The following is a 22,916-nucleotide window of genomic DNA, read 5'->3' as shown; positions in this document are numbered from 1 at the left end:
CTACTTCTTCTTCTTCGGCGGCGGCGGCTTGCGGACCTGTACCGCTTCTTTACCCAGCTTTTCTTCGTCAAGGGCTTCGACGTGCTCCTCCGGGACCACCGAGCCACCGCCCGTGGGAGCAAACCCTTTCTTGAAGTGATTGACCACCTCGGTCAGCCTGTCACGGAGCTCATCGGTGAGCTTCTGCGATTCCCTGAGCTCCCTGAGGATTTCCTGTTCAGAGGCACGCATATGATCCAGGAACTCGGTTTCGAAGCGACTGACATCTTCGACGGGCACCGAGTCCAGATGGCCGGCCGTGCCCAAAAAGATCGACACCACCTGCTCCTCGACGGGCATCGGCTGGTACTGGGGTTGTTTGAGCAGCTCGACCAGCCTGGCGCCGCGCTCCAACTGCGCCTTGGACGTGGCATCTAGATCGGAAGCGAAGGCGGCGAAGGCTTCGAGTTCGCGATACTGCGAGAGATCCAGGCGCAGCGACCCTGCGACGTCTTTCATCGCTTTGATCTGCGCATTACCGCCCACCCGGGACACCGACACCCCGACGTTGATCGCTGGGCGCACGCCCTGGTTGAACAAATCGGTCTCCAAAAAGCACTGGCCATCGGTGATGGAGATCACGTTGGTGGGGATGTAGGCGGAAATGTCGTTGGCCTTGGTCTCAATGATCGGCAGCCCGGTCAGCGAACCCCCACCGAGCTCGTCGGAGAGCTTCGCGCAGCGCTCCAGCAAACGCGAGTGCAAATAGAACACGTCGCCGGGATAGGCTTCCCGGCCGGGCGGGCGCCGCAGCAACAGCGAAATCGCACGGTAGGCTTCCGCCTGTTTGGTCAGGTCGTCGAAGACGATCAGCACATGCTTGCCCTCGTACATCCAGTGCTGGCCGATCGCTGAACCGGTGTAAGGAGCGAGCCATTTGAAGCCAGCGGATTCCGATGCGGGCGCGGCGACAATTGTGGTGTAGTCCATAGCGCCGCCCTCTTGCAAAGCCCGGCGCACCGCGGCGATCGTGGTGCCCTTCTGCCCGATCGCGACGTACACACATCGCACCTGCAGTTTGGGATCTCCACTTTCCCAGTTCTTCCGCTGATTAAGGATGGTGTCAACGCAGACCGCGGTCTTGCCCGTCTTGCGGTCGCCGATGATCAGCTGACGCTGCCCGCGACCGATCGGCGTCATCGAGTCGATGGCCTTGATACCGGTCTGCAGTGGTTCTTTGACACTTTGACGCTGCACCACCGACGGCGCCTGGACTTCCAGTGCGCGCCGAGCCTGGGCGTCGATGTCCCCGCCACCGTCGATCGGCTGCCCGAGCGGATTGATCACCCGGCCGAGGAACGCATCGCCGACCGGGACCGATAACACTTCTCCGGTGCGTTTGACCTGCTGGCCTTCTTCGATCTGCTCGAAATCCCCGAGGATCACCGCCCCGACGCTGTGCTCGTCGAGGTTGAGCGCCACCCCAAGGATTCCGCCCGGGAACTCAAGCAGCTCTTGGGTCATCACCGACGGTAACCCCTCGATATGGGCGATGCCGTCCCCGGCATCGATGACCGTGCCGACCTCCTCGCGGGTAGCGTCTGAGGTAAAGGAACTAACGTATTCCTCGATCGCACCCTGAATCTCATCCGCGGAGATTGTCAACTCTGCCATGATCTTTCGTCTTCCTGATTGGTGTGATTGTTCAGTCGGGTAACCGGGTTTCGGCGGCAGTCAGACGAGACGAGAGCGTACCGTCGATCACCTCGTCGCCGACGCAGATCGACAACCCCCCCAGCAGCGCCGGGTCGATCTGCAGCTGCACGGTCACCGGATGACCGTAGATACGGCTCAACACCCCGGTGAGACGAGTGCGCTGAGCTTCGCTGAGTTCGGCTGCCGCGCCGACGCGTGCCACGACTTCGCCGCGGCGAGCCACCGCCACTTCCGCCAGCTCCAGCACCGCCTCCTCGGCAGGCCGGCCACGGATCAGCTCGATGGTCTGGGACAGCAGCGCGACGGTGATCGGGTTGACGCCGGAACTGGCGCTCTCCAACACGTTGCGCAGCAGCTGGATCCGCTCCCCGGCGGGTACGCCGTAGTCGCCGAGTAGGAGCGCAAGGCGCGGCTGGGCGTCCAGAATGCGACTAAACCGGAACAGCTGATCTTCTACCTCGTCGACCTGACCGGCGCGTTCAGCCCGCACCAAAAGTGCCTGCCGCGCAATATATTCTACCGCGTCGACCAGGTCCGAATCGGCCGACCAGTGTGCCGCCACAGCGCTGCGCAACAGCTCGAGTGCAGGGTCTCCGACTTTGCCGGAAATCAGCCGCTCGATCAACCGGATGCGGGGGGCCGCGTCCTCGCTCGACTGGGTGAGATACCGGGTGATAACGAGTTCACCACCCAGCAGCTTGGCTACCGCTGCCAGCTCCTCGGCCAGAACCGCCAATCCCCTGTCGTCGAGGGCGGGCGTTATCTCATCGAATCGCTCCAGCAGGCCGGTCAGCGCCTGCCGGCTGGAGGTACGCATCCTGCCCAACACGGGATACTTGACATCCGCCGCCGAAGGAGCCATCGCATCCAACTCGTCGAGAAAACGATCGACGGTGGCCGACCGCCGCGCCGGATCAGCGACGTGTTCACGCACTAATTCCCCTGCGCGCTGCACGGATTCGTAACCGAGATCCTGGCGAAGCTGCCGGATCAGCTGCGCCCTCAGCAACTCGACCTGCCGCGTCCCCTGTACCTTAATGCGCTCCACCTCGGCGTCGGCCTGAGCTCGGAGTTGTTCGATGATGCGTTCGGCGTCCAGGCGCGCCTCCTCGGTGACCCGCTGCGCGTCAGCTTTGGCGTCTTCGAGGGCTTTGGCGTGAGCCTGGCTCGCCTGGGCCAGTAGCTTCGCGGCGCTTGCGGCCTCTTCCAACTCCGTGCGTACTGCGTTCTGCCGAGCCGTCATCAGGTTGCGCACCGGCGGCGCGGCGTACCGCCACACCAGGAACACGATGACCGCGAACCCGAACAGTTGCCCGATAAACGTCGACATGGCCGCTACCGCCCCGCCGTCCTGGTGATTGCCGTCGCGGTGGTCACTGTGGTGATGTCGACGCCCAGGATGCGGCTGGCCAGGGTCGCCGACATGGCTTCCACCCGCGAGCGCAGATCCGCGGCCACCGCATCGCCCTCCCGTTTTAGTTGCTCACCGGCGCTGTGCAGGGTCGCCACCACCTGCTCCTCGGCGCGCGCCCGCATGTCCTCAAGGATTCTGCGGCCCTGCGCCCGGGCGTCGTCGCGCAGGGCCGACGCCCGGGCGCGGGCCTCGCCCATCGCGTGCTCGTAGTCGGCTTGCGCTGCGGCGAACTGCTCGGCGGCCGTCTTGTTGTCGGCCAGGGTCCTGGTGACGATGTTCTCGCGTTCCCGCAGCACCTTCATGATCGGCGGCACCACGAAGGTGCCGATCACGCCGAGCACGATCAGGAAAATGACCAGCACAAAGAAAAAGGTGCCGTTGGGGATGAGGAAGTTGTTGCCGCCTTCCGCCACTGCCCGGCCGGCGGCCAGACCATCAGCGCTCACGTGACCCTGGTACATGAGTAGTGAAATCCATCACGGCTGACTACTTGACCGGTGTTGCGAACACGAACAGCGCCATGAACGCCAAGTTGATGAAGTACATCGCCTCCACCAGGCCGACGGTGATGAAGAATGGAGTGAACAGTCGCCCTTGGGCCTCTGGCTGCCTTGCGATACCCGAAATCAGCGCATTGCCCGCTACACCGTCGCCGATAGCGGCGCCGACGGCGCCGCCGCCCAAGATCAGTCCACCGCCGATGAGGGCGCCGGCAGCGATTGTGGGATCCATTCCTTATCCTCCTTGGTGTCTGGTAGGGGTCTACCAGTTTTCTGTTGTGTGCCCGGCCACTGGCCGTTCTATCCGTGTTCTCTATCCGTGTTCTTCATCCAGCTCCATTGACTGGCCGAAGTACAAGATCGTCAATAACGCGAAGATGAATGCCTGGATGAATCCGACAAACAAGTCGAAGGCCTTCCATACCGCGTTGGGTGCCCACAGGATATACGGCGGGAAAAGAGCGATCAGAGCCACCATGATGCCACCGGCGAAGATATTGCCGAAAAGTCGGAGTGACAGCGAGATCGGCTTGGCGACTTCTTCGACGACGTTGATCGGCGAGAAGATCACCCCGACGGCCTTGGGCAGGGTCTCCCATACGTGCCCCTTGAGCACCTTGGCGGGATACCCGGCGAGGCCGCTGCGCCAGATCCCTGCGAGGTGATAACAGACGAACACAAATACGGTGAGCGCCATTACGTAGTTGATGTCCGCCGCCGCCGGCTTGAGCAACTCGGTGGTTCGCCCGGCCGCATCGGTGTATTGCAGCGGGAGAACCGCTAGCCAGTTCGAAACCAGGATGAACACAAAAATGGTCACCGCCAGCGGCAGCACAAACGGCGCCACCCGCATGCCGATGGTGCTCTCGATCTGATCCCGCATCTGGATGGTGATCGCCTCGAAGAACAACTGCACGCCGCTAGGCACGTCTGATGAGGTGACCTTGGCTCGCAAGAAGAGGGCAAGGGCGATGACGATCACCGCGGCGATCGCGGTCGACAGGATGGTATCGACGTTGACGGTCATCCCGAGCCAGGTGGCGGTGACATGCTCACCGACCTCGATTTGGGCCTCTGCCAAGATCGTCTCACTCATCACGGGTTCCTTTGCTCTCAGCGCCCTCGCCACCCGGGGTCGGGTGACCCGGTGTCGCCGGCGACTCGGCGCCCGGAGTGCGCAGCGTTTTCCAGACCGGCAATACTGTCGATGCCACCAACAACACTTGGAAAAGCGCCAGCCCAAAGACCACCGCGAGCCCGTCGGGGCGGAAGACAAACGCAATCGTCAAACCAATCACGGTGAGGATCAACAACCGCCCCGCGGAATTCAGCGCCATCTTTTTTTTCAATGGATGCGCCTCGGCGGTGATGGCCGTGACTGATCGCCGCACCAGGGCGGCGTTCAGCAAACCCATCAACAGCCCCACGCCGAGGAACCCCCCGACGATCGCGCGGCCGAACACGCCGGCGGTGATGCTGACCGCCGTGGCCAGCACGACGCAGATGACAAGAAGGCGAATCGGCCGGAAGACAACCGAGGGCAACACCAACGGCGCGTCCTGCGCGGGTGTCGTCACTGCAGTACCTCAATCCCGGGTAGATGGAGCCTGACCGATAAATCGGTGACCCGCTGAGCGTATCGGAAGGCTCTGGTAGCTCCGGAATCACCCAAGGCCAGCATCCTGTGTCGGTCGTCAATCGGCGTAATCGGACTTGCGTCCGGCGGCCGGGGGCCGGCAACCCGAGCGGGTTTTTCGGATTCTACCTGCACCGTATCATATAATGACAGACTGTTACTACTCCCCGTCGTAGAGGTCTTGGCGACGGCGCAGAAGCGGTATTAGGGTCGTGATCAGCGCGACTACGAGTGCGCCCAGCATCACCGCGGCGGTGCCACGCGGGTTGAAGAAGATCGTGCTTGCGGTACCGAACGCCACGATTCCCACCCACAGATAAATCAATAGGACCACGCGGCGATGCGAATGCCCGATCTGCAGGAGCCGGTGATGCAGGTGCATCTTGTCGGGACTGAATGCACTGCGGCCGGCCCGGGTCCGGCGCACGATCGCCAGCAAAAGGTCGAGCATCGGCACAAACATCACGGCCACCACCAAGAGAAACGGGGATAGCAGGGCAAACACGTCGCGGGCGCCGTACGCGTTCTGCGAAATGGGGCCGGCTGCGGTGGTCGAAGCGGCCGCAAGCATCAAGCCGATCAACATGGACCCGGAGTCGCCCATGAATATCTTGGCGGGGTGAAAGTTATGTGGCAAAAACCCTAAACAGACGCCGGCAAGCACTACCGAAATCACCGCCGGCGGGTAGAACAGCACGTCACCACCGTGGTCGCGAAGCAGACCGACGGAGAATATGCAGATCGCCAACGCCGTGATCAGCCCCAGCCCGGCTGCCAGCCCGTCGAGACCGTCGACAAAGTTCATCGCGTTGACGATCGCCACCGTTAGCGCCAACGTGAGCAGGATCGAGGACACCTGGTCCAAGACAATGGTGCCGATACCGCCGAACGGGATGTACAGCACGCTCCAGGCGACGCCCATGGTGACCAGCACGCTGGCCGCGGTGATCTGACCCGCGAACTTCGTTAGCGCATCCAGACCCCACCGATCATCAATCAGACCGATGCCCATAATCACCGCACCGGCTACCGCCACCGCCGGCATGCCGGAGGAATACATGAAACCCCGGGTGAGAGCCGGAAGCTGGGATGCCAGGAAGACAGCCGCAATAACACCGAGATACATTGCCAACCCGCCCATCCGCGGTGTGGGTGTCACGTGGACATCGCGTTCTCGCGGATAGGCCACCGCGCCCACCCGGGTGGCCAGCAGCCGCACCGGTCCGGTTGCGAAATAGGTGATGATCGCGGCCGTTCCCCCGACCAGGGCCAGTTCACGCAACGGAACACCCGCGGGCAGATCGGACAGGGCGAGCAGACCGCCGCTATGAGTGTCCATACCGCTATGCACCGACAACACCGTACTGCAGCACCCTCAGGCTCGAGACGGTTGGCCGGCTAGTGCCCCGCGGGAGGATCACGCCGTCAATCGCGCGGGGTCCATCCCGAGCACCGCGGCGATATCCTCGGCGCTCACCGGACCCGCTCGCAGGATGCGGGGGGCGGACCCGGTCAGGTCCAGGATGGTCGAGGCGGCCTGCCGGCCGGCCGGGCCCGCGTCAAGATAGACTTCGACGAGATCGCCGAACTGGCGGCGGGCCTCAGCCGCATCGGCTGCGGGTGCGTGACCGGAGACGTTCGCACTGGATACCGCCATCGGCCCCACCTCACGCAGCAATTCGATCGCCACCGGGTGCAACGGCATCCGCAGCATCACCGTGCCCCGGGCATCACCGAGATCCCACTGCAGCGACGGGGCCTGGCGGATCACCAAGCTCAACGCACCCGGCCAGAATGCCCGCACCAGATCACGGGCCGCGTCGGGCAGGGTGAGCGCCAGGCCCTCGATGGTGTGCCAGGAACCGACCAGCACGCCCACCGGCATATCGCGCCCGCGACCTTTGGCTGCGAGCAACGCGGCCACCGCGGCACTGTCGAAAGCGTCGGCGCCGACCCCGTAGACGGTGTCCGTCGGCAGCACTACCAATCGCCCGCTTTTGACCGCATTGACCGCCGCCGCAAGTCCTTGGGATCGTTGATGGGGCTGGGTGCAGTCGAACAGGTGAGTCAACGGCGTTGCTCTTTCCTGCGGGCTGTCACGAACCTCTGCCGACCCGGCAAGTCTTTGTGAGCAATGATGTCATCGAAAAGTCCTGTACGGTAAATCAATTCGACGGTGCAGCCGGACTTTGTCTCGTCGTGTTCGACGGCGAACATACCGCCCGGGCGCAGCCAGCGCCCGGCCAGGCCGACTACCGCCGCAATCACCGTCATCCCATCCGGGCCGCCGAACACTGCGTGAGGTGGATCATATTGGGCCACTTCGGGTTCTAGAGCGGTGCCGTCTGGAACATAAGGTGGGTTGGCCACCACCAGATCAACCAAGCCGTCGAGTTCGGCGAGCAGCCCCGGAGTAGTCGCGTCGGCGTGCACCAGCCGCACCCCGGTGCCCGCGGCATTGCGCCGCGCATAATCCAGAGCATTTTCGGAGTCGTCGATACCGAGCACCCAGGCCGCAGGCCAATGATGGGCCAGTGCGAGCGCCAGAGCTCCCGATCCGGTGCAAACGTCGACGATCACCGGCCGGGCCGGAAGACGTTGCGTGATCGCCCATGCCAGCAGGGCTTCGGTCTCCGGGCGAGGTATGAACACACCAGGCCCAACGCGCAGCACCACCGGCCCGAAGGCCACCGTCTCGGTGAGATGCTGCAACGGTATCCGGCGCGAACGCGCGTCGACCAGGTCATGGTAGCGCGTAAAGAACTCATCGGGTGGGTCGAGCAACGCCAGCCTGCCGCGGTCGGTTCCCGCCAGATGAGCTGCCAGCATCTCTGCATCGCAACGGGCCGAATCGATTCCCGCGTCGGCTAGCACCGCAGCCGCGGACTCGATAGCACGCCGTAGTCGGGTCCTCATTCCTGCTGCAGCCGGGACTGCCGGTCGGCGGCGGCCAGTGCATCTAACAATGCATCCAGGTCGCCGTCGAGGACCTGATCGAGATTGTGCGCTTTGTAGCCGACGCGGTGGTCGGTGACCCGGTTTTCCGGGAAGTTGTAGGTGCGAATGCGTTCGCTGCGGTCCACGGTACGGATCTGACTGGCCCGATCCGCGGCTGCGTCGGCCAGCGCCTGCGCCTCGGCCATTGCCTGCAAACGCGCGGCCAGCACTTGCAATGCCCGGGTCTTGTTCTGCAATTGCGAGCGCTCGTTCTGGCAGGTGACGACGGTACCCGTGGGGAGATGGGTGATCCGCACCGCCGAGTCGGTGGTGTTGACGCCTTGCCCTCCCTTGCCGGAAGAGCGGTAAACGTCGATGCGCAGATCTGATTCGTCGATGTGCACCGCACCGAGCTCCTCGGGCTCCGGATAGACGAGCACGCCGGCCGCCGAGGTGTGCACCCGGCCCTGGGATTCGGTCACCGGTACCCGTTGCACCCGGTGCACCCCGCCCTCGAACTTCAGGCGCGACCACACTCCGTCGGCGGAGTTTCCTTTGCTTGCAATGGACAACGTCGCATCCTTGTACCCGCCCAAATCCGAGAAAGTCTCATCGAGCACCGTCACCGTCCAACCCCGCCGCTCCGCATAACGAATGTACATGCGAGCAAGATCGGCAGCGAATAGCGCCGACTCCTCCCCGCCCTCGCCGGATTTGACTTCCAAGATGATGTCATCGGCATCGTGCGGGTCGCGGGGCGCCAGCATATCGGCCAGCTGGGTGTCCAGTTGGGCCACCCGGGTTTCCAATTCGGCTACCTCTGCGGCAAACGATGCGTCGGCCGACGCCAGCTCGCGCGCGGTCTCCAAGTCGCCGCGCGCGGACTCGAGCTTGCGGTAGGTGGCGACGATCGGCGCCAGCTGCGCGAACCGGCGACCCGCCTTGCGGGCAGCGGCGGGCTTACCGTGCAGGTCGGGGTCTGCCAGCTGACGCTCGAGGTCGGCGTGTTCGGCGAGCAACGCGTCAATCGCCGGCACGCTCTGCGCCATGTCGACCCTCCTAACCCCACACACGAACCGACGCCCGGTCTGTGCGGGATCGGCGCACAGTTCGGGCGTCGGCAAACCAGCTACTTGTGGGTCTTCTCAGACCCCCTTGCCTTCCCTGAGCTAGCCCGCTCGCCCACCTGGCGCTTGCCGTAGCGCTTCTCGAAGCGAGCCACCCGACCGCCGCTGTCGAGGATCTTCTGCTTGCCCGTGTAGAACGGGTGACACTGCGAGCACACCTCAACATTGATGCGGCCACCCGGCTTGGTGCTGCGCGTCTGGAAGGTGTTTCCGCATCCACACACCACCGTGGTCTCGCCGTAGGCGGGATGGATACCAGATTTCATAAAACCCTCTTCGATCATTAGCCCCGAGCCTCGGCAACCGAGTTTAAGCCAGAGACTGGGATGGGGGAGGTGGTCAACTCTCAATTATGCCAGGTCAACCATTATTATCCCAAACACCGGGATGAGTTCGCGCATTCCCACTGCCCGGTTGCGGGCACCGGGCCTGCCGGTTCCGGCCGTTTTCCCGATAGCCCCTCGCCCTGGCGGGCGAGCCCACCTGCCTTGTTCCCGCCGCGGCATAGCCACTCACCAGCGGCATCCGATGTGGTTGTGACGGCCCACAAATGGGTCGGCGCTGTCGTGTCGGCGGCAGCCCGGGCTCCCACGGAGCCTAGTCGTTATCCAAACCGCCCGGTGCCGTCTTGGACACCTGCATCAGAAATTCATAGTTGTTCTTGGTCTTGCGCAACTGCGAGATCAGCAGGTCGATGGCTTGGTGGGAATCCAGGCCCGAGAGCAGCCGGCGCAGTTTATGCACGACGGCGAACTCGTCGGGGGACAACAGCAACTCGTCCTTGCGGGTACCGGAGGGGTTCACGTCGACCGCGGGGAAAACCCGCCGCTCGGCGATCTTGCGGTCGAGCTTGAGCTCGGCGTTGCCGGTACCCTTGAACTCTTCGAAGATAACCGTGTCACCCTGTGAGCCGGTCTCGACCATCGCCGTGGCGATAACGGTGAGCGAGCCACCTTCCTCGATGTTGCGTGCCGCGCCCAGAAACCGTTTCGGCGGGTACAGCGCCGTGGAGTCGACCCCGCCGGAAAGGATGCGGCCCGAGGCCGGCGACGCGTTGTTATAGGCTCGGCCCAACCGGGTAATCGAGTCGAGCAGCACCACCACGTCCTTGCCCTGCTCGACTAGCCGCTTGGCACGTTCGGTTGCCAGCTCGGCCACCGAGGTGTGATCCGACGGCGGCCGGTCGAATGTCGAGGCGATGACCTCGCCCTTGACCGAGCGCTGCATATCGGTGACCTCTTCCGGCCGCTCGTCGACGAGCACGACCATCAGATGGCATTCCGGGTTATTCGTGGCGATCGCGTTGGCGATGTCCTTGAGGATCGTCGTCTTACCCGCCTTGGGTGGGGACACGATAAGAGCTCGCTGACCCTTGCCGATCGGCATGATCAAGTCGATGACCCGGGTGGTCAGCTTGTCGCTCGTGGTTTCCAGCCGCAGCCGCTGGTTAGGGTACAGCGGCGTCAATTTCCCGAATTCGGGGCGCTTCTTGGCGTCTTCGACCGGACCGCCGTTCACGCTGTCCAGGCGCACCAGCGGATTGAACTTTTGCCGCTGGTTGGGCTGCTCGCCCTCCCTGGGTACCCGCACCGCGCCGGTTACCGCATCACCACGGCGCAGGCCATACTTGCGCACCATGTTCATCGAGACGTACACGTCGTGCGGGCCGGCGAGGTAACCCGAGGTACGCACGAAGGCGTAGTTGTCGAGGACGTCGAGGACGCCCGCCACCGGCTGGACGATATCGTCCTCACGCAGTTCCGCGTCGGTGCTGTCGGCCGACCGTTCGCTGCGGCGCCGACGATCACGGAACCGCCGTCCGCGCCGCCCGGCACGCCCCTCACTGTCCTCGTCACCACGGGCTTGGGGCTCACCCTGCTGGTCACCGCCCTCTTTATCCCCAGTGTCAGGGGGGGTGCCCACCTCCACGCGGCCGGCGCGGTGCGCCGGCTCGGGGACCGCGGTCACCGCTTCGGCCCGCGCCTGAGCGGCCGGCGTCTCGGCACCGGCCTGGGAGCCGCCGTCTTGCGAGCGATCCTCGCCGGGCGGCAGCGCGCCATTGGCCCGTTGTTGGATTTCCCGGATCGCTGCGATCAATTCGCTCTTACGCATCCCGGACGTGCCCTTGACCCCGGCCCGATTGGCAAGCGCACGCAGTTCAGGCAGCACCATGCCGGCCAGCGAGCCGTCCGGCGAGATGCCGGCCTCCACCGGTGTGGGCGCGTCGGCACCGGGAAAGGCAGGACCGGACACCGGGGGCGTGGGTGTTTCCGCGCCGGGCGCGGCGGGCTCGGGGGTGGGGGTAATCACGGATTGAGACGGCTGACTGTTCTCGGTGCTATCGCCAGCCGTAATGAGGTCCGTTTCGGTCACGGATTTCCTTTCTTCCCTCGCTGATTGCGTCATGCAAGGGGTTCGTTACATTCAGCCAAATCGCTGAGTACTCCCAATCATCGACTCTGCGACGGGTCCGGATTGTCGGCTCAAACGGCGAACCATCGTCACGAGAGGAATTGGTGGTCCTAGTGGCAAGACAGTATCGATGCAGATGCCGGCCCTGCGAGTGCTGGACGAGTCCGAGGATAACGCGCTTCGGTGCCCGGCGCAAGGATCCGCAGCCCGCATCGATGGCGGTTAACGGGCGACGGTGACTCCGGAACTCCAGCGAACCCCGTCGCCGGGAGCCATCTTGCTGACGGTAAACCCGTTTGCAACCCCGTACTCGACCGTCTCCAAAGGCAACTCCGGCTCCGTGCTCAATGCGATCACCGCAGGCCCGGCACCGGAAAGCACTGCCGCGATGTCATAACGCCGCAATAGCCGCAGGTATTCCGCCGATGCCGGCATCGCCGGAGCACGCTGGGGCTGATGCAGGACATCCTCGGTGGCCGCCATCAGCAGATCCGGCCGTTCGGTGAGCGCCACCACCAACAACGCCGCGCGGCTGAGGTTGAACCGGGCGTCGTCGTGGCTGACCTGTGCGGGCAGCAGCACCCGGGTTTCCGCAGTCAACGAGCGTTCTTCGGGAACCGCGAGGAACAAACGAATGTCAGGGTGCAGCCGTAACCGGACGGCTGCGTAGCCGGGAGGGTCGTAGCGGCGGTCGGTCCACGAGACCACCGCGCCGCCCAAGACGGCCGCGGCGGCGTTGTCGGGGTGACCCTCAAACTCCGATGAGAGCTGGATCAGCTCCGGCTCACTGAACGGTATCGACTCTACCTGTGCGGCAAGACCATTAACTACTGCCAGCCCACCGACAACGGCGGCGGCGGACGAGCCGACACCCCGGGAATGCGGGATAGCGTTGCGGCATCGCACCACCAAGCCCGCGGCGCTGATTCCCGCAGCCTGCATCCCACGGTGAATTGCCCGGACCACCAGATGCGCCGGTCCCAGCGGTACCTGGCCCGCACCTTCGCCCTCGACCTCCACAACAAGACCGGAATCCGTTGTCTGGACCACGATCTCGTCGTAAAGACTCAGCGCCAGGCCAATGCTGTCGAAACCCGGGCCCAGGTTGGCGCTGGACGCCGCCACCACGGCGCCGGCCAACAGCCCTGCAGGCAACAGCTGAGTCACCGGCGGCCTTTCACGAAAGCCCCAGTTTCTCGACGACGGCGACCGGATCCACGGGCACGGGTGACACGGTCGGCAAGTCCCGCAGCGCCGTGTCGGGGTCCTTAAGACCATTGCCGGTCACCGTGCACACCACCGTCGAGCCGCGCGGCACCCAACCGTCCTCGACGGCTTTGAGCAAACCGGCGATACTCGCCGCTGAGGCGGGTTCCACGAAGACGCCTTCGGCGCCGGCCACCAGGTGGTAGGCGGCGAGGATCTCCTCGTCGGTGGCGGCCAAGAAGCGCCCCTTCGACTGCTGCCGGGCCGCCACGGCCGACGCCCACGACGCCGGCGCGCCGATGCGAATCGCGGTCGCGATGGTTTCCGGCCGGTGCACCGGCTTACCCAGCACCAGCGGCGCTGCGCCCGCCGCCTGCGTGCCCAGCATGCGAGGCAGCTTGTCGGCTATGCCCGCAGCGTGATACTCAACGTACCCCTTCCAGTACGCGGTGATGTTACCGGCATTGCCGACCGGGAGGGCGTGCACATCCGGCGCGGCGCCCAGGACGTCAACGATCTCGAATGCGGCCGTTTTCTGTCCCTCGATGCGCAGCGGGTTGATCGAGTTGACCAACGAGATGGCCGGGAATTCGGTGGATAATTTGCGAGCCAGCTCCAGGCAGTCATCGAAATTGCCGTCGATCTGGATGATCTTGGCACCGTGCATGACGGCCTGCGCCAGCTTGCCCATCGCGATTTTGCCCTGCGGTATCAGCACCGCGCAGGTGATACCGGCACGGGCCGCATACGCCGCCGCCGATGCGGAGGTGTTTCCCGTCGACGCGCATAACACCGCCTGCTGCCCGCGAGCCAGTGCATCGCTCACGGCCATCGTCATGCCCCGGTCCTTAAAGGAACCGGTCGGATTAAGCCCCTCGACCTTCAAATAAATCGTGCAACCTGTCTGCTGGGAAAGCCTGACCGCTGGAATGAGCGGTGTGCCGCCTTCAAACAGCGTGACCGGTCGCCAGTCCTCGTTCACCGGCAGCCGGTCGCGGTAGGCCGCGATCACCCCCGGCCAAGGCCGGCGAGTGGCCGTCTCCGGGGCGCTCACGGACCTGCTCCTTCCAGCCGCAGTACGTTCGCGACACGCTGGACCACATCGAGGTCAGCCAACGCGGCCACGGTTTCCGACACCGCCGCATCGGTGGCGTGGTGAGTGACCACGACGATGCGAGCTCCCACCCGCTGGCCGCCGTCATCGACCACACCTTCCTGACGCACCTCGGCGATACTCACTTCGCGCTTCGCGAATTCTGCTGCAACCGAGGACAATACGCCTGGCCTGTCGGTGACATACATGCTGATGTAGTAACGGGCAGAGATGAAGCCGATCGGCATGACCGGCAATTGGGCGTATTTGGACTCACGCGGTCCGCGGCTGCCGAGTACCCGGTTGCGGGCCGCCATCACCAGATCGCCGGCCACCGCCGAGGCGGTCGGCGCCCCACCGGCACCCTGTCCGTAGAACATCAGTCGCCCCGCCGCCTCGGCTTCGACCACCACGGCGTTGAACGCGCCGTTGACGCCGGCCAACGGATGCGTCAAGGGAACCAATGCCGGATAGACACGAGCCGAAACACGTTGGCCTGCATCGGTAATGATTCGTTCACAAATCGACAATAATTTGATGGTGCACCCAAGGGCACGCGCAGAGACGAAATCGGCCGGGGTGATTCCGGTGATGCCCTCGCGATAGACGTCATCCGCGGTTACCCGGGTATGGAAGGCGATGGACGCCAGAATCGCGGCTTTGGCCGCTGCATCATAGCCTTCTACGTCGGCGGTAGGATCGGCCTCCGCGTAGCCGAGTGCGCTCGCGTCGGCCAGCGCCTGCGCGTAATCGCGTCCGGTGCTCGCCATCTCGGAGAGGATGTAGTTGGTAGTGCCGTTGACAATGCCCACCACCCGCAGGACCGTGTCGCCGGCCAGTGACTGGGTCAGTGGCCGGATGACTGGAATAGCGCCTGCGACAGCCGCTTCGAAATATAAGTCGACATTGGCATTTTCGGCGGCCTGAGCCAACTCGCCGGTGGATGTCGACAGCAAGGCTTTGTTGGCGGTGACGACAGATTTGCCGCCCTCGAGCGCGGACAGGATCGCCTTGCGTGCCGGGTCCACGGGACCCATCAGTTCTACGACGATGTCGACGTCCTCCCGCGATACCAGTTCGTCGATGTTGTCGGTAAGTAGCTCCACCGGAACTCCCCGATCAGCCGCCACCCGGCGAACACCAATGCCGCGCAGCACCAGTGGGGCGCCGATGCGCGCTGCGAGATCCGCAGCGCTGTTCTCGATGATGCGAACAACTTCGCTGCCTACATTGCCCAGGCCAAGTACTGCCACACCGACCGGTTTTTCGGGTCCGAATACCCTCACCATGCCTCCAGGCTCAGCAGATCGTCGATCGTCTCGCGGCGCAGGATGAGGCGGGCATGTCCGTCACGCACCGCTACCACAGCCGGCCGGCCGATCATGTTATAGCGGCTGGATAGTGAGTAGCAGTACGCGCCGGTCGCGGCCACCGCAAGCAAATCCCCCGGCGAAACGTCACCGGGAACCCACGCATCACGCACGACGATATCTCCGCTCTCACAGTGCTTTCCGACGATGCGGGCCAATACCGGCGGCGCGTCGCTGGCTCTGGATGCCAAACGGACGTCGTACCGCGCATTGTAGAGTGCGGTGCGGATGTTGTCGCTCATGCCGCCGTCGACGCTGACATAGCGACGGTTCGCGGAGGCACTCACGTTCACGTCCTTGACGGTGCCGACCTCATATACCGTTATCGTGCCAGGCCCTGCGATGGCGCGTCCGGGCTCGACCACCAATCTGGGTGTTGGCAGGCCGATCGCCGCCGACTCGTTGCACACAATGGCGCTAAGCTTCGCTGCCAGCTCACCCATAGGCGGCGGATCATCGCCTGGCAGATACGAAATACCCATGCCTCCGCCGAGGTCCACGATTGAAATCTGTGCCGCCTTGTCGGTGCCGAACTTTCCGGCGATATCAGCCAGCAGGTTGACGATCCGATGCGCGGCGATCTCGAAGCCGGCGATATCGAGAATCTGCGAGCCGATATGGCTATGCAGGCCCACCAGTCGTAGGTGTCTGGTGGCAAAGATCCGCTCCACCGCGTGCATCGCCGCGCCGCTGGCCAGCGAGAGCCCGAATTTTTGATCCTCGTGTGCGGTCGAGATGAACTCATGGGTGTGCGCTTCGACACCTACGGTGACACGCACCAGCACATCCTGTACCACACCGGCGCCGGCCGCGATGGTATCGAGTCGCTCGATCTCGGTCATCGAGTCCACGACAACAAGCCCGATTCGCGCTGCGACGGCCGCAGACAACTCTGCAGCCGACTTATTGTTGCCGTGCAGCACGATCCGCTCCACGGGGAAATGGGCGCGCAATGCGACGGCCAGTTCCCCACCCGTGCACACGTCGAGCGAGAGGCCTTCGTCGTCGATCCAGCGTGCGATTTCCGTGCAGAGAAAAGCTTTTGCTGCATAGTGAACATTCTGCGGTCCGCCGAACGCCGCCGCGATATCTCTGCACCGAGAGCGAAAGTCATCTTCGTCGACAACGAACAGCGGTGTGCCGAATTCCCGTGCCAACTGGGTCAGCGGAACTCCGGCAATAGCGATTACGCCATCATCATGGCGAAAAGCATTATGTGGCCAGACATTCGGTGCTAGATGCAATAGCTCGTGCGTTGATCGCGGCCGTGGTAGACCGATGCCGTAATGACTCGCCTCATCCCGCAGATGGTCGAGATGGCTCGCAACATGCCCGTTCACATTCGCTCCGGTGCGCTAACTCCGAGAATGGCCAAGCCGTTGGCGATGACCTGACGCGTGGCCTGGCACAGGGCGAGGCGGGCAGCATGCAGCTGGTTTGGTTCCTCGTCGCCTTGGGGCAAGACCCGGCACGAGTCGTAGAAGCGATGGTAATCGCCAGCGAGGTCTTCCAGATAGCGGCACACACGATGTGGCTCTCGCAGCGAAGCAGCGGTTTTCAGTACCCTCGGGAAATCACCGATGGTGCGCACCAACGCGCCCTCTTTATCATGGGTGAGCATTTCAAGATGCCCGGTGTCGGGGGCCAGGCCGAGTTCGTCTGCGTTACGAGCCAGTGCCGAGAGTCGAGCATGTGCGTATTGCACGTAATATACCGGGTTTTCGTTTGATGCCGAGGACCATAGTTCCAGGTCGATGTCGATCGGCGTGTCCACCGACGAACGGATCAAACTGTAGCGGGCGGCGTCGACTCCGATCGCCTCGACCAGGTCGTCGAGGGTTATCACGGTGCCAGCGCGCTTGCTCATCCGCACCGGTTGGCCGTCACGGACCAGGTTGACCATCTGGCCGATGAGCACCTCGACGGTGGCCGGATCGTCACCGAGGGCGGCGGCGGCTGCCTTGAGCCGGGCGGTGTACCCGTGATGGTCGGCGCCGAGCATGTAGATACACAGGTCGAAGCCGCGTTGTCGCTTGTCCAGGTAATAGGCCAGGTCAGCGGCCAGATAGGTGGGGGTACCATCGCTTTTGATGACGACGCGATCTTTGTCGTCGCCAAAAGCACTGGTGCGCAACCAGAGCGCATTATCCTTCTGGTAAATATTTCCGGTTTGGCGAAGCCGTTGGATGGCCTGCTCGACACGGCCACTGCTGTGCATCGACTGCTCGTGAGTGTAGACGTCGAAATCGGTGCCGAAGTCGTGCAGCGACCGCTTGATGTGGGCGAACATCAGCTCGACACCGATGGCCCGGAACGTCTCCCGCATCTCGTCCTCGGGCAGCCGCAGCGCGTTGGGCGCCTGCTGCAGCACCTGCGCGGCGATGTCGGTGATGTAGCTGCCCGCGTAGCCGTCGGGTGGCGTGGGCTCACCCTTGGCGGCGGCGATCAGTGAGTCGGTGAAGCGGTCGATCTGCGCGCCGTGATCGTTGAAGTAGTACTCGCGCACCACTTCGGCACCCTGCGTCGACAGCAACCGACCTAACGCGTCACCGACGGCCGCCCAGCGGGTACCGCCGATGTGGATGGGTCCGGTGGGATTGGCCGAGACGAATTCCAGGTTAATCCGTCGCCCGGCCAACTCGTCGGAGTTGCCGTAGGTCTTTCCTGCCTCGATGACCCTGGCGATGACGACGCCCTGCGCCGACGCTTGCAAGCGCATGTTGATAAAGCCCGGTCCGGCCACCTCCGCCGCCGCGATCCCGGTAACACCTGCCAGCGCCTCGGCAAGCCATCCGGCGAGTTCACGCGGATTTTTGCCGACCTTTCCGGCGAGCTGCAGGGCCAGGTTGCTGGCGTAATCGCCGTGCTCGGGGTTGCGCGGCCGTTCGACGGTGACAGTGGCCGGCAACGCCGCCGAGTCGAGGCCACGTTCGGCCAACACCGCGGCCGCGGTGGTCTTTAGCAGCTCAGCCAGATCGGCGGGGGTCACGAATGTCCATCCTATGGGCTGTCGTGGTCACATCCCGAATCCGTCAGATGCCCGCCCGGGGGCGATACGCGTGCCCGCCCGGGGGGTATGCGTTAGGCTGACGGAGCCGACGGCGCGGCACCCCGTGCATGCGCCCCCGTAGCTCAGGGGATAGAGCGTCTGCCTCCGGAGCAGAAGGTCGCAGGTTCGAATCCTGTCGGGGGCACACATGTTTTGGCTGGTCAGTAGCGGTTTTTCGGTCCGTTCGCCCGGCGTGGCACAACCGAGGTCCCCGGTGACCGGTGGAACGTTCGTCAACCCCAGCTCGGTGTCCTCTTGACCGGCCGGTGCAGCACCCGGCGCCGCCACCGGCGATACCCGGGAGCGCAACACCGCCCCGAGCCCCGGGGTGTCCGAGAAACCGTCTCGGCATTGCGCCCTGGTGCGCAACGGTGCTTGACTGGCAAGGGCAATGAGTATCAGTTTTAACCACACTATTGTCGCCGCGCGGGACAAGCGGCAGTCGGCGGAATTTCTCACCGAACTGTTCGGGCTTCCGGACCCGGTGCCGGTGGGACGGTTTCTGGCTGTGGCGCTTGAGCACGGGGTCACCCTCGACTACGCGGACACGCCCGCGGGTGAGGAGATTCGCCCGCAGCATTACGCCTTCCTGGTTTCCGAGGACGACTTCGAGGCAATCTACGCCAAGATCCGGTCTCGCGGGCTGCGGCACTGGGCGGACCCGGCGGGCGAACGACCGGGGGAGATCAACCACCGGGACGGGGGCCGCGGGGTCTACTTTCGCGACCCGGCCGGTCACCACATGGAGATCCTCACCCGGCCCTACGGGTCGGGCGGCTAATCGTCGCTCCGGCCCGCACCGTGCCGCCCGCGCTCCTGATCGCGGTAGTCGTCGGCGAGTTTCGTGACGTGTTCCGGCAGGGTGCCGGCAACGACATCGGCCAGGGTGGTTTTCTCCAGCACCGAGCGCATGCTCGCGCGCAGTGCACGCCAGACGTCGGGCAGCGCCGCGGTCGGCCCCGAATAGGGCAGATCGCCGAGCCCCATGTCGCGGACACTGGCGAGCGGACCGTCGATGCAGCGCAACACGTCGGCGATGCTGATCTCGCTTGCCGGCCGGGCGAGTTCGTATCCCCCCTCGCGGCCACGGTGGCTGCGCACCAGACGGTCGGTGCGCAAATCGGACAGGATGTCGACGAGGAACTGCGGTGGTATACCCTGCGCCCTGGCTAAGTCGTCGGTCTTGACCACCTCACCCGGTTCGGCCGCCGCCAATTGAATCATCGCCCGCACCGCGTACTCCGCTTTGGCCGACATGCGCATTCTGTGAATTGTGCCACCCGCTCGGGCGGCTATGCGGGCGGTAGGCCCGCAACGCCACGGGTGGCGCCAACCCTGGTGGGCGAGCTCAACGAATCCACGGGTGCCGTCCAGGGGCTGTGGTCATTTACGGTCGAGACTCGAGCAGGTCGATCACCTGTTGGGCCAGCTCCTCGCTGGTATAATCCGGAGTGAGTCGAAGATCGGGATTCTTCGGTCTCTGGTAAGGGCTGTCGATGCCGGTGAAATGAGTGATCAGGCCCGCACGAGCCTTGGCGTACAACCCCTTCGGATCACGCCGCTCGCAGTCTTGAAGTGGAGTATCACAAAACACCTCGAAAAAATCGATGCCGGCATCGGTGTGCACCCGGCGGGCCAATTCCCGGTGCTCAGCCAGCGGACTGATTGCGGGTACCAACACCGTTTGGCCGCAATCGGCAAGCAGCACCGCCACATGCGCTAACCGGCGGAGGTTCTCCGCACGGTCGGCCATCGAAAACCCCAGGTCGGCGTTGAGGCCATGGCGCAGGTTGTCGCCATCGAGAACGTAAGCGGGAACGCCTTTTTCAAGTAGCTTCTGTTCAACCAGCATGGCCACCGAGGACTTACCCGAACCCGATAGCCCGGTGAACCAGACCGTGCGCCCGCGTGACAATCGGTCCTCGGCGGCAACCAGCGAGCGGTGTCGCACGGTGTTGGGACTGGAAGCATGAATCGAAACGTCCCGCAACACCATACCCGCCGCCACCGTTCCGTTGGTGTCGGGGTCGATGAGAATAAACGATCCGGTGCTGGGATTGTGGGTGTATTCGTCGAGCATGAGCGGTATCTGGGTGCGCAGTGAGACACAGCCGAGCTCGTTGAGCTTCAACGCCGTTGCGCTTCGCTCCCGATGCAGGGTGTTGACGTCGAGCCGGTAGTCCAGCGCAGTCACTTGGGCACGCGTAGTGCGAGTGGTGTGCTTGATGATGTAGCTACGGCCGGGCTCCAGTGCCGAGTCATCCGCCATCCAGCAAACGGTGGCGTCAAACTCCTGCGAGACCCTCGGTCGATTATCGGGGCGAACGATCATGTCACCACGCGAGATGTCGATATCGTCGGCCAGGCTGACCGCGATTGCCATCGGCGGAAACGCTTCTCCCAGCGGTCCGTTTGGCCCCTCGATGGTGGTGACGCGACTGATCCTGCCGGCTGGCAGCACGATCACTTCCTCGCCGGGGTGCAGCACTCCGCTGGCCAGCGTACCGGCGTAGCTGCGGTAGTCCTGGTGCTCGCGGGTGTGCGGCCGGATGACGTACTGAACCGGAAACCGCATGTCGATGAGGTTGCGGTCCGCCGCGATGTCGACCTCCTCGAGGTGCGGCAGCAGGGCCGGCCCGGCATACCACGGCGCACGGCCCGACTTGGTGACCACATTGTCGCCGTTCAGGGCCGACATCGGGATGGCCGTCACGTCGTGCACGTCGAGGCGGGCAACGAAGGCGCGGAATTCGTCACGAATCGCCTCGAAGGTTTTTCGGTCCCAGTCGACCAGATCCATCTTGTTCACCGCCAGCACGATGTGGCCAATACCCAGCAACGACGCCAGGAAGGCGTGCCGGCGAGACTGCTCCTGCAGGCCATGGCGGGCATCGACTAGCACGATCACCAGCTGTGCGGTGGACGCACCGGTCACCATGTTGCGGGTGTACTGGATGTGACCCGGGGTGTCGGCGATGATGAACTTTCGCCTAGGGGTGTCGAAGTAGCGGTAGGCGACGTCAATGGTGATGCCCTGCTCGCGTTCTGCGCGCAGGCCGTCGGTGACCAGTGCCAGGTCGATGTAGTCATGCCCGCGTTCGGCGGAGGTGCGCTCCATGGACGCCCATTGATCTTCCATCAGGGCCTTGGAGTCGTAGAGCAGCCGCCCGATCAGGGTCGACTTACCGTCGTCGACGGAGCCGGCGGTTGCGATGCGAAGCATCGTGGTTGTTGATGTCGATACCGTCATCAGAAGTACCCCTGTCGTTTGCGGTCTTCCATGCCGGCCTCCGAAATCCGGTCGTCGGCCCGGGTGGCTCCGCGCTCGGTCAAACGTGACACCGCTGTCTCGGCGAGGATCTCCTCGACCGTGGCGGCACTGGACTCGACACAGCCGGTGCAGGTGACGTCGCCGACGGTACGGAACCGCACCGAGGCCTCGAACACCTCCTCGCCCGGGCGCGGTGGCAGGTACCGGTGGACCGCCAGCAACATCCCGTCCCGGCGGAACACCGCGCGGCGGTGAGCGAAATAAATCGACGGCAGGGTGATCCCCTCGGCGCCGATATAGGACCAGACGTCGAACTCGGTCCAGTTGGACAGCGGGAACACCCGAATGTGCTCGCCCGGGTGATGGCGCCCGTTGTAGAGATTCCACAACTCCGGTCGCTGGGCTTTCGGGTCCCACTGGCCGAACTCGTCACGGAAGCTGAACACCCGTTCCTTGGCGCGGGCGCGTTCCTCGTCGCGCCGCCCGCCGCCAAAAGCGGCGTCGAACCGGTTCTCCCGGATCGCGCGCAGCAGCGTCGCCGTCTGCAGCCAGTTTCGCGAGGGGAGGTTGTCGACGACACGCCCGGCGTCGATATCCTCCTGCACCGACGCCACGATCAACCGCACCCCGGTGGCGGAGATCAGGTCATCGCGCGCCGCGATGACCTCCTCGAAGTTGTGGCCGGTATCGACGTGCATCACCGGGAACGGTAACCGCCCCGGCCGGAACGCTTTAAGCGCCAGGTGGAGCATCACGATGGAGTCTTTGCCGCCCGAGAACAGCAGCACCGGCCGTTCGAACTCCGCGGCCACCTCCCGGATGATGTGGATGGCCTCGGCCTCCAGCGTGCGCAGTTGGCTCAACTCAAACTTCCCGGCCGCCGGCTCGGCGGTCAGTTGTTGGCTGGTCATCGGCCTCCTAATCGCCCCCACTCAATAAATACTGGTAACGATGGCTAGTATTACCGCCTTTATCCGATTGGGATCTACGCAACCAGTCCTTGCCACTACTGTCAAGCGCCTGATCCCGGTCGCGTCGATGCTCCTTCGCCGCGACCCTGGGGCCGGCCAGCCCGGAGGCGAGCGTGTCGTACCCCTGCTGGTCGCCGATGTACTCAGTGACGATCAGCTGCGACTGCGGCTGTCCTGGAATCCAGCGGCGTCACCCCGGGCGACATAGTCCACAGCGGTGCCATCGCGAGCCTTC

At 64.2% G+C, this 22,916-nt stretch carries 21 protein-coding genes and 1 tRNA gene; 2 read left to right on the top strand and 20 right to left on the bottom strand.

The window, feature by feature from the left end:
* The 17 genes from atpA to argS form a co-directional block, all read right to left on the bottom strand.
* Positions 1–1,653 carry a F0F1 ATP synthase subunit alpha gene (gene atpA / locus QJR12_RS15095; RefSeq protein ID WP_300583889.1) on the bottom strand — a complete coding sequence of 551 codons (1,653 nt, stop codon included), beginning with the start codon at positions 1,651–1,653 and terminating at the stop codon, positions 1–3.
* 31 nt (positions 1,654–1,684) lie between these two features.
* Positions 1,685–3,025 (bottom strand): F0F1 ATP synthase subunit B/delta, encoded by a 1,341-nt coding sequence (locus tag QJR12_RS15090; protein ID WP_300583887.1) that lies wholly within the window; start codon positions 3,023–3,025, stop codon positions 1,685–1,687.
* Positions 3,026–3,030: 5 nt separating this feature from the next.
* Positions 3,031–3,570: a F0F1 ATP synthase subunit B gene (locus QJR12_RS15085; RefSeq protein ID WP_300583885.1), complete on the bottom strand. Its 540-nt coding sequence runs from the start codon at positions 3,568–3,570 to the stop codon at positions 3,031–3,033.
* Positions 3,571–3,595: 25 nt separating this feature from the next.
* On the bottom strand, positions 3,596–3,841 hold the full coding sequence (locus QJR12_RS15080) for a F0F1 ATP synthase subunit C (RefSeq protein WP_163757639.1): 246 nt from the start codon (positions 3,839–3,841) through the stop codon (positions 3,596–3,598).
* Between the two features lie 81 nt (positions 3,842–3,922).
* Complete coding sequence (gene atpB / locus QJR12_RS15075) at positions 3,923–4,705, bottom strand: F0F1 ATP synthase subunit A (RefSeq protein WP_300584023.1); 783 nt, start codon at positions 4,703–4,705, stop codon at positions 3,923–3,925.
* Positions 4,698–5,186, bottom strand: a complete 489-nt coding sequence (locus QJR12_RS15070; protein ID WP_300583881.1) for an ATP synthase subunit I — start codon at positions 5,184–5,186, stop codon at positions 4,698–4,700. Before QJR12_RS15070 ends, atpB begins: the two co-directional genes overlap by 8 nt.
* Positions 5,187–5,405: 219 nt before the next feature.
* Positions 5,406–6,584 carry an undecaprenyl-phosphate alpha-N-acetylglucosaminyl 1-phosphate transferase gene (locus QJR12_RS15065; RefSeq protein ID WP_300584021.1) on the bottom strand — a complete coding sequence of 393 codons (1,179 nt, stop codon included), beginning with the start codon at positions 6,582–6,584 and terminating at the stop codon, positions 5,406–5,408.
* 78 nt (positions 6,585–6,662) lie between these two features.
* Positions 6,663–7,316: an L-threonylcarbamoyladenylate synthase gene (locus QJR12_RS15060; protein WP_300583879.1), complete on the bottom strand. Its 654-nt coding sequence runs from the start codon at positions 7,314–7,316 to the stop codon at positions 6,663–6,665.
* Positions 7,313–8,161, bottom strand: a complete 849-nt coding sequence (gene prmC, locus QJR12_RS15055; protein WP_300583877.1) for a peptide chain release factor N(5)-glutamine methyltransferase — start codon at positions 8,159–8,161, stop codon at positions 7,313–7,315. Before prmC ends, QJR12_RS15060 begins: the two co-directional genes overlap by 4 nt.
* Entirely contained in the window at positions 8,158–9,231 is a 1,074-nt protein-coding gene (gene prfA / locus QJR12_RS15050; protein ID WP_300583875.1) for a peptide chain release factor 1, read from the bottom strand. The genes prmC and prfA overlap by 4 nt, the downstream gene beginning before the upstream one ends.
* A gap of 80 nt (positions 9,232–9,311) precedes the next feature.
* The gene (rpmE, locus tag QJR12_RS15045) at positions 9,312–9,575 is read right to left on the bottom strand and encodes a 50S ribosomal protein L31 (RefSeq protein ID WP_300584019.1); all 264 of its coding nucleotides are present in this window, start codon (positions 9,573–9,575) and stop codon (positions 9,312–9,314) included.
* Between the two features lie 331 nt (positions 9,576–9,906).
* Entirely contained in the window at positions 9,907–11,682 is a 1,776-nt protein-coding gene (rho, locus tag QJR12_RS15040) for a transcription termination factor Rho (protein ID WP_300583874.1), read from the bottom strand.
* Between the two features lie 261 nt (positions 11,683–11,943).
* Entirely contained in the window at positions 11,944–12,888 is a 945-nt protein-coding gene (gene thrB, locus QJR12_RS15035) for a homoserine kinase (protein WP_300583872.1), read from the bottom strand.
* 10 nt (positions 12,889–12,898) lie between these two features.
* On the bottom strand, positions 12,899–13,981 hold the full coding sequence (thrC, locus tag QJR12_RS15030) for a threonine synthase (RefSeq protein WP_300583870.1): 1,083 nt from the start codon (positions 13,979–13,981) through the stop codon (positions 12,899–12,901).
* Positions 13,978–15,309, bottom strand: a complete 1,332-nt coding sequence (locus tag QJR12_RS15025; protein WP_300583868.1) for a homoserine dehydrogenase — start codon at positions 15,307–15,309, stop codon at positions 13,978–13,980. The genes thrC and QJR12_RS15025 overlap by 4 nt, the downstream gene beginning before the upstream one ends.
* Complete coding sequence (gene lysA, locus QJR12_RS15020; RefSeq protein WP_300584017.1) at positions 15,303–16,670, bottom strand: diaminopimelate decarboxylase; 1,368 nt, start codon at positions 16,668–16,670, stop codon at positions 15,303–15,305. Before lysA ends, QJR12_RS15025 begins: the two co-directional genes overlap by 7 nt.
* A gap of 56 nt (positions 16,671–16,726) precedes the next feature.
* Positions 16,727–18,379, bottom strand: a complete 1,653-nt coding sequence (argS, locus tag QJR12_RS15015; RefSeq protein WP_300583867.1) for an arginine--tRNA ligase — start codon at positions 18,377–18,379, stop codon at positions 16,727–16,729.
* A gap of 132 nt (positions 18,380–18,511) precedes the next feature.
* On the opposite strand from argS, the gene QJR12_RS15010 reads away from it, so the two are divergent.
* Positions 18,512–18,584 (top strand) — tRNA-Arg (locus QJR12_RS15010).
* A 246-nt stretch (positions 18,585–18,830) separates the two neighbouring features.
* Positions 18,831–19,220 (top strand): VOC family protein, encoded by a 390-nt coding sequence (locus QJR12_RS15005; protein WP_300583865.1) that lies wholly within the window; start codon positions 18,831–18,833, stop codon positions 19,218–19,220.
* Here the strand turns inward: QJR12_RS15005 and QJR12_RS15000 are convergent.
* The 3 genes from QJR12_RS15000 to cysD form a co-directional block, all read right to left on the bottom strand.
* The gene (locus QJR12_RS15000) at positions 19,217–19,702 is read right to left on the bottom strand and encodes an RrF2 family transcriptional regulator (protein ID WP_300583863.1); all 486 of its coding nucleotides are present in this window, start codon (positions 19,700–19,702) and stop codon (positions 19,217–19,219) included. The two genes, QJR12_RS15005 and QJR12_RS15000, sit on opposite strands and share 4 nt — an antisense overlap.
* 124 nt (positions 19,703–19,826) lie before the next feature.
* Complete coding sequence (gene cysC, locus QJR12_RS14995) at positions 19,827–21,689, bottom strand: adenylyl-sulfate kinase (RefSeq protein ID WP_300583861.1); 1,863 nt, start codon at positions 21,687–21,689, stop codon at positions 19,827–19,829.
* The gene (cysD, locus tag QJR12_RS14990; RefSeq protein WP_300583859.1) at positions 21,689–22,621 is read right to left on the bottom strand and encodes a sulfate adenylyltransferase subunit CysD; all 933 of its coding nucleotides are present in this window, start codon (positions 22,619–22,621) and stop codon (positions 21,689–21,691) included. The genes cysC and cysD overlap by 1 nt, the downstream gene beginning before the upstream one ends.
* Positions 22,622–22,916 lie beyond the last annotated feature (295 nt).

The sequence above is a fragment of the Mycobacterium sp. genome (assembly GCF_029961025.1).
Taxonomy (GTDB): Bacteria; Actinomycetota; Actinomycetes; order Mycobacteriales; family Mycobacteriaceae; genus Mycobacterium.
The sequence above is the reverse complement of the archived record's forward strand: the minus strand, read 5'-3'. Positions and strand labels throughout refer to the sequence as shown.

What these genes read in the sequence shown, in the direction of transcription:
- cysC (WP_300583861.1), bottom strand. Translation starts at nt 21,689, where the DNA reads ATGACGGTATCGACATCAACAACCACGATGCTTCGCATCGCAACCGCC.
- rpmE (WP_300584019.1), bottom strand. Translation starts at nt 9,575, where the DNA reads ATGAAATCTGGTATCCATCCCGCCTACGGCGAGACCACGGTGGTGTGT.
- QJR12_RS15065 (WP_300584021.1), bottom strand. Translation starts at nt 6,584, where the DNA reads ATGGACACTCATAGCGGCGGTCTGCTCGCCCTGTCCGATCTGCCCGCG.
- QJR12_RS15005 (WP_300583865.1), top strand. Translation starts at nt 18,831, where the DNA reads ATGAGTATCAGTTTTAACCACACTATTGTCGCCGCGCGGGACAAGCGG.
- QJR12_RS15000 (WP_300583863.1), bottom strand. Translation starts at nt 19,702, where the DNA reads ATGCGCATGTCGGCCAAAGCGGAGTACGCGGTGCGGGCGATGATTCAA.
- atpA (WP_300583889.1), bottom strand. Translation starts at nt 1,653, where the DNA reads ATGGCAGAGTTGACAATCTCCGCGGATGAGATTCAGGGTGCGATCGAG.
- atpB (WP_300584023.1), bottom strand. Translation starts at nt 4,705, where the DNA reads ATGAGTGAGACGATCTTGGCAGAGGCCCAAATCGAGGTCGGTGAGCAT.
- prmC (WP_300583877.1), bottom strand. Translation starts at nt 8,161, where the DNA reads ATGAGGACCCGACTACGGCGTGCTATCGAGTCCGCGGCTGCGGTGCTA.
- QJR12_RS15090 (WP_300583887.1), bottom strand. Translation starts at nt 3,025, where the DNA reads ATGTCGACGTTTATCGGGCAACTGTTCGGGTTCGCGGTCATCGTGTTC.
- cysD (WP_300583859.1), bottom strand. Translation starts at nt 22,621, where the DNA reads ATGACCAGCCAACAACTGACCGCCGAGCCGGCGGCCGGGAAGTTTGAG.
- QJR12_RS15025 (WP_300583868.1), bottom strand. Translation starts at nt 15,309, where the DNA reads ATGGTGAGGGTATTCGGACCCGAAAAACCGGTCGGTGTGGCAGTACTT.
- prfA (WP_300583875.1), bottom strand. Translation starts at nt 9,231, where the DNA reads ATGGCGCAGAGCGTGCCGGCGATTGACGCGTTGCTCGCCGAACACGCC.
- QJR12_RS15085 (WP_300583885.1), bottom strand. Translation starts at nt 3,570, where the DNA reads ATGTACCAGGGTCACGTGAGCGCTGATGGTCTGGCCGCCGGCCGGGCA.
- QJR12_RS15080 (WP_163757639.1), bottom strand. Translation starts at nt 3,841, where the DNA reads ATGGATCCCACAATCGCTGCCGGCGCCCTCATCGGCGGTGGACTGATC.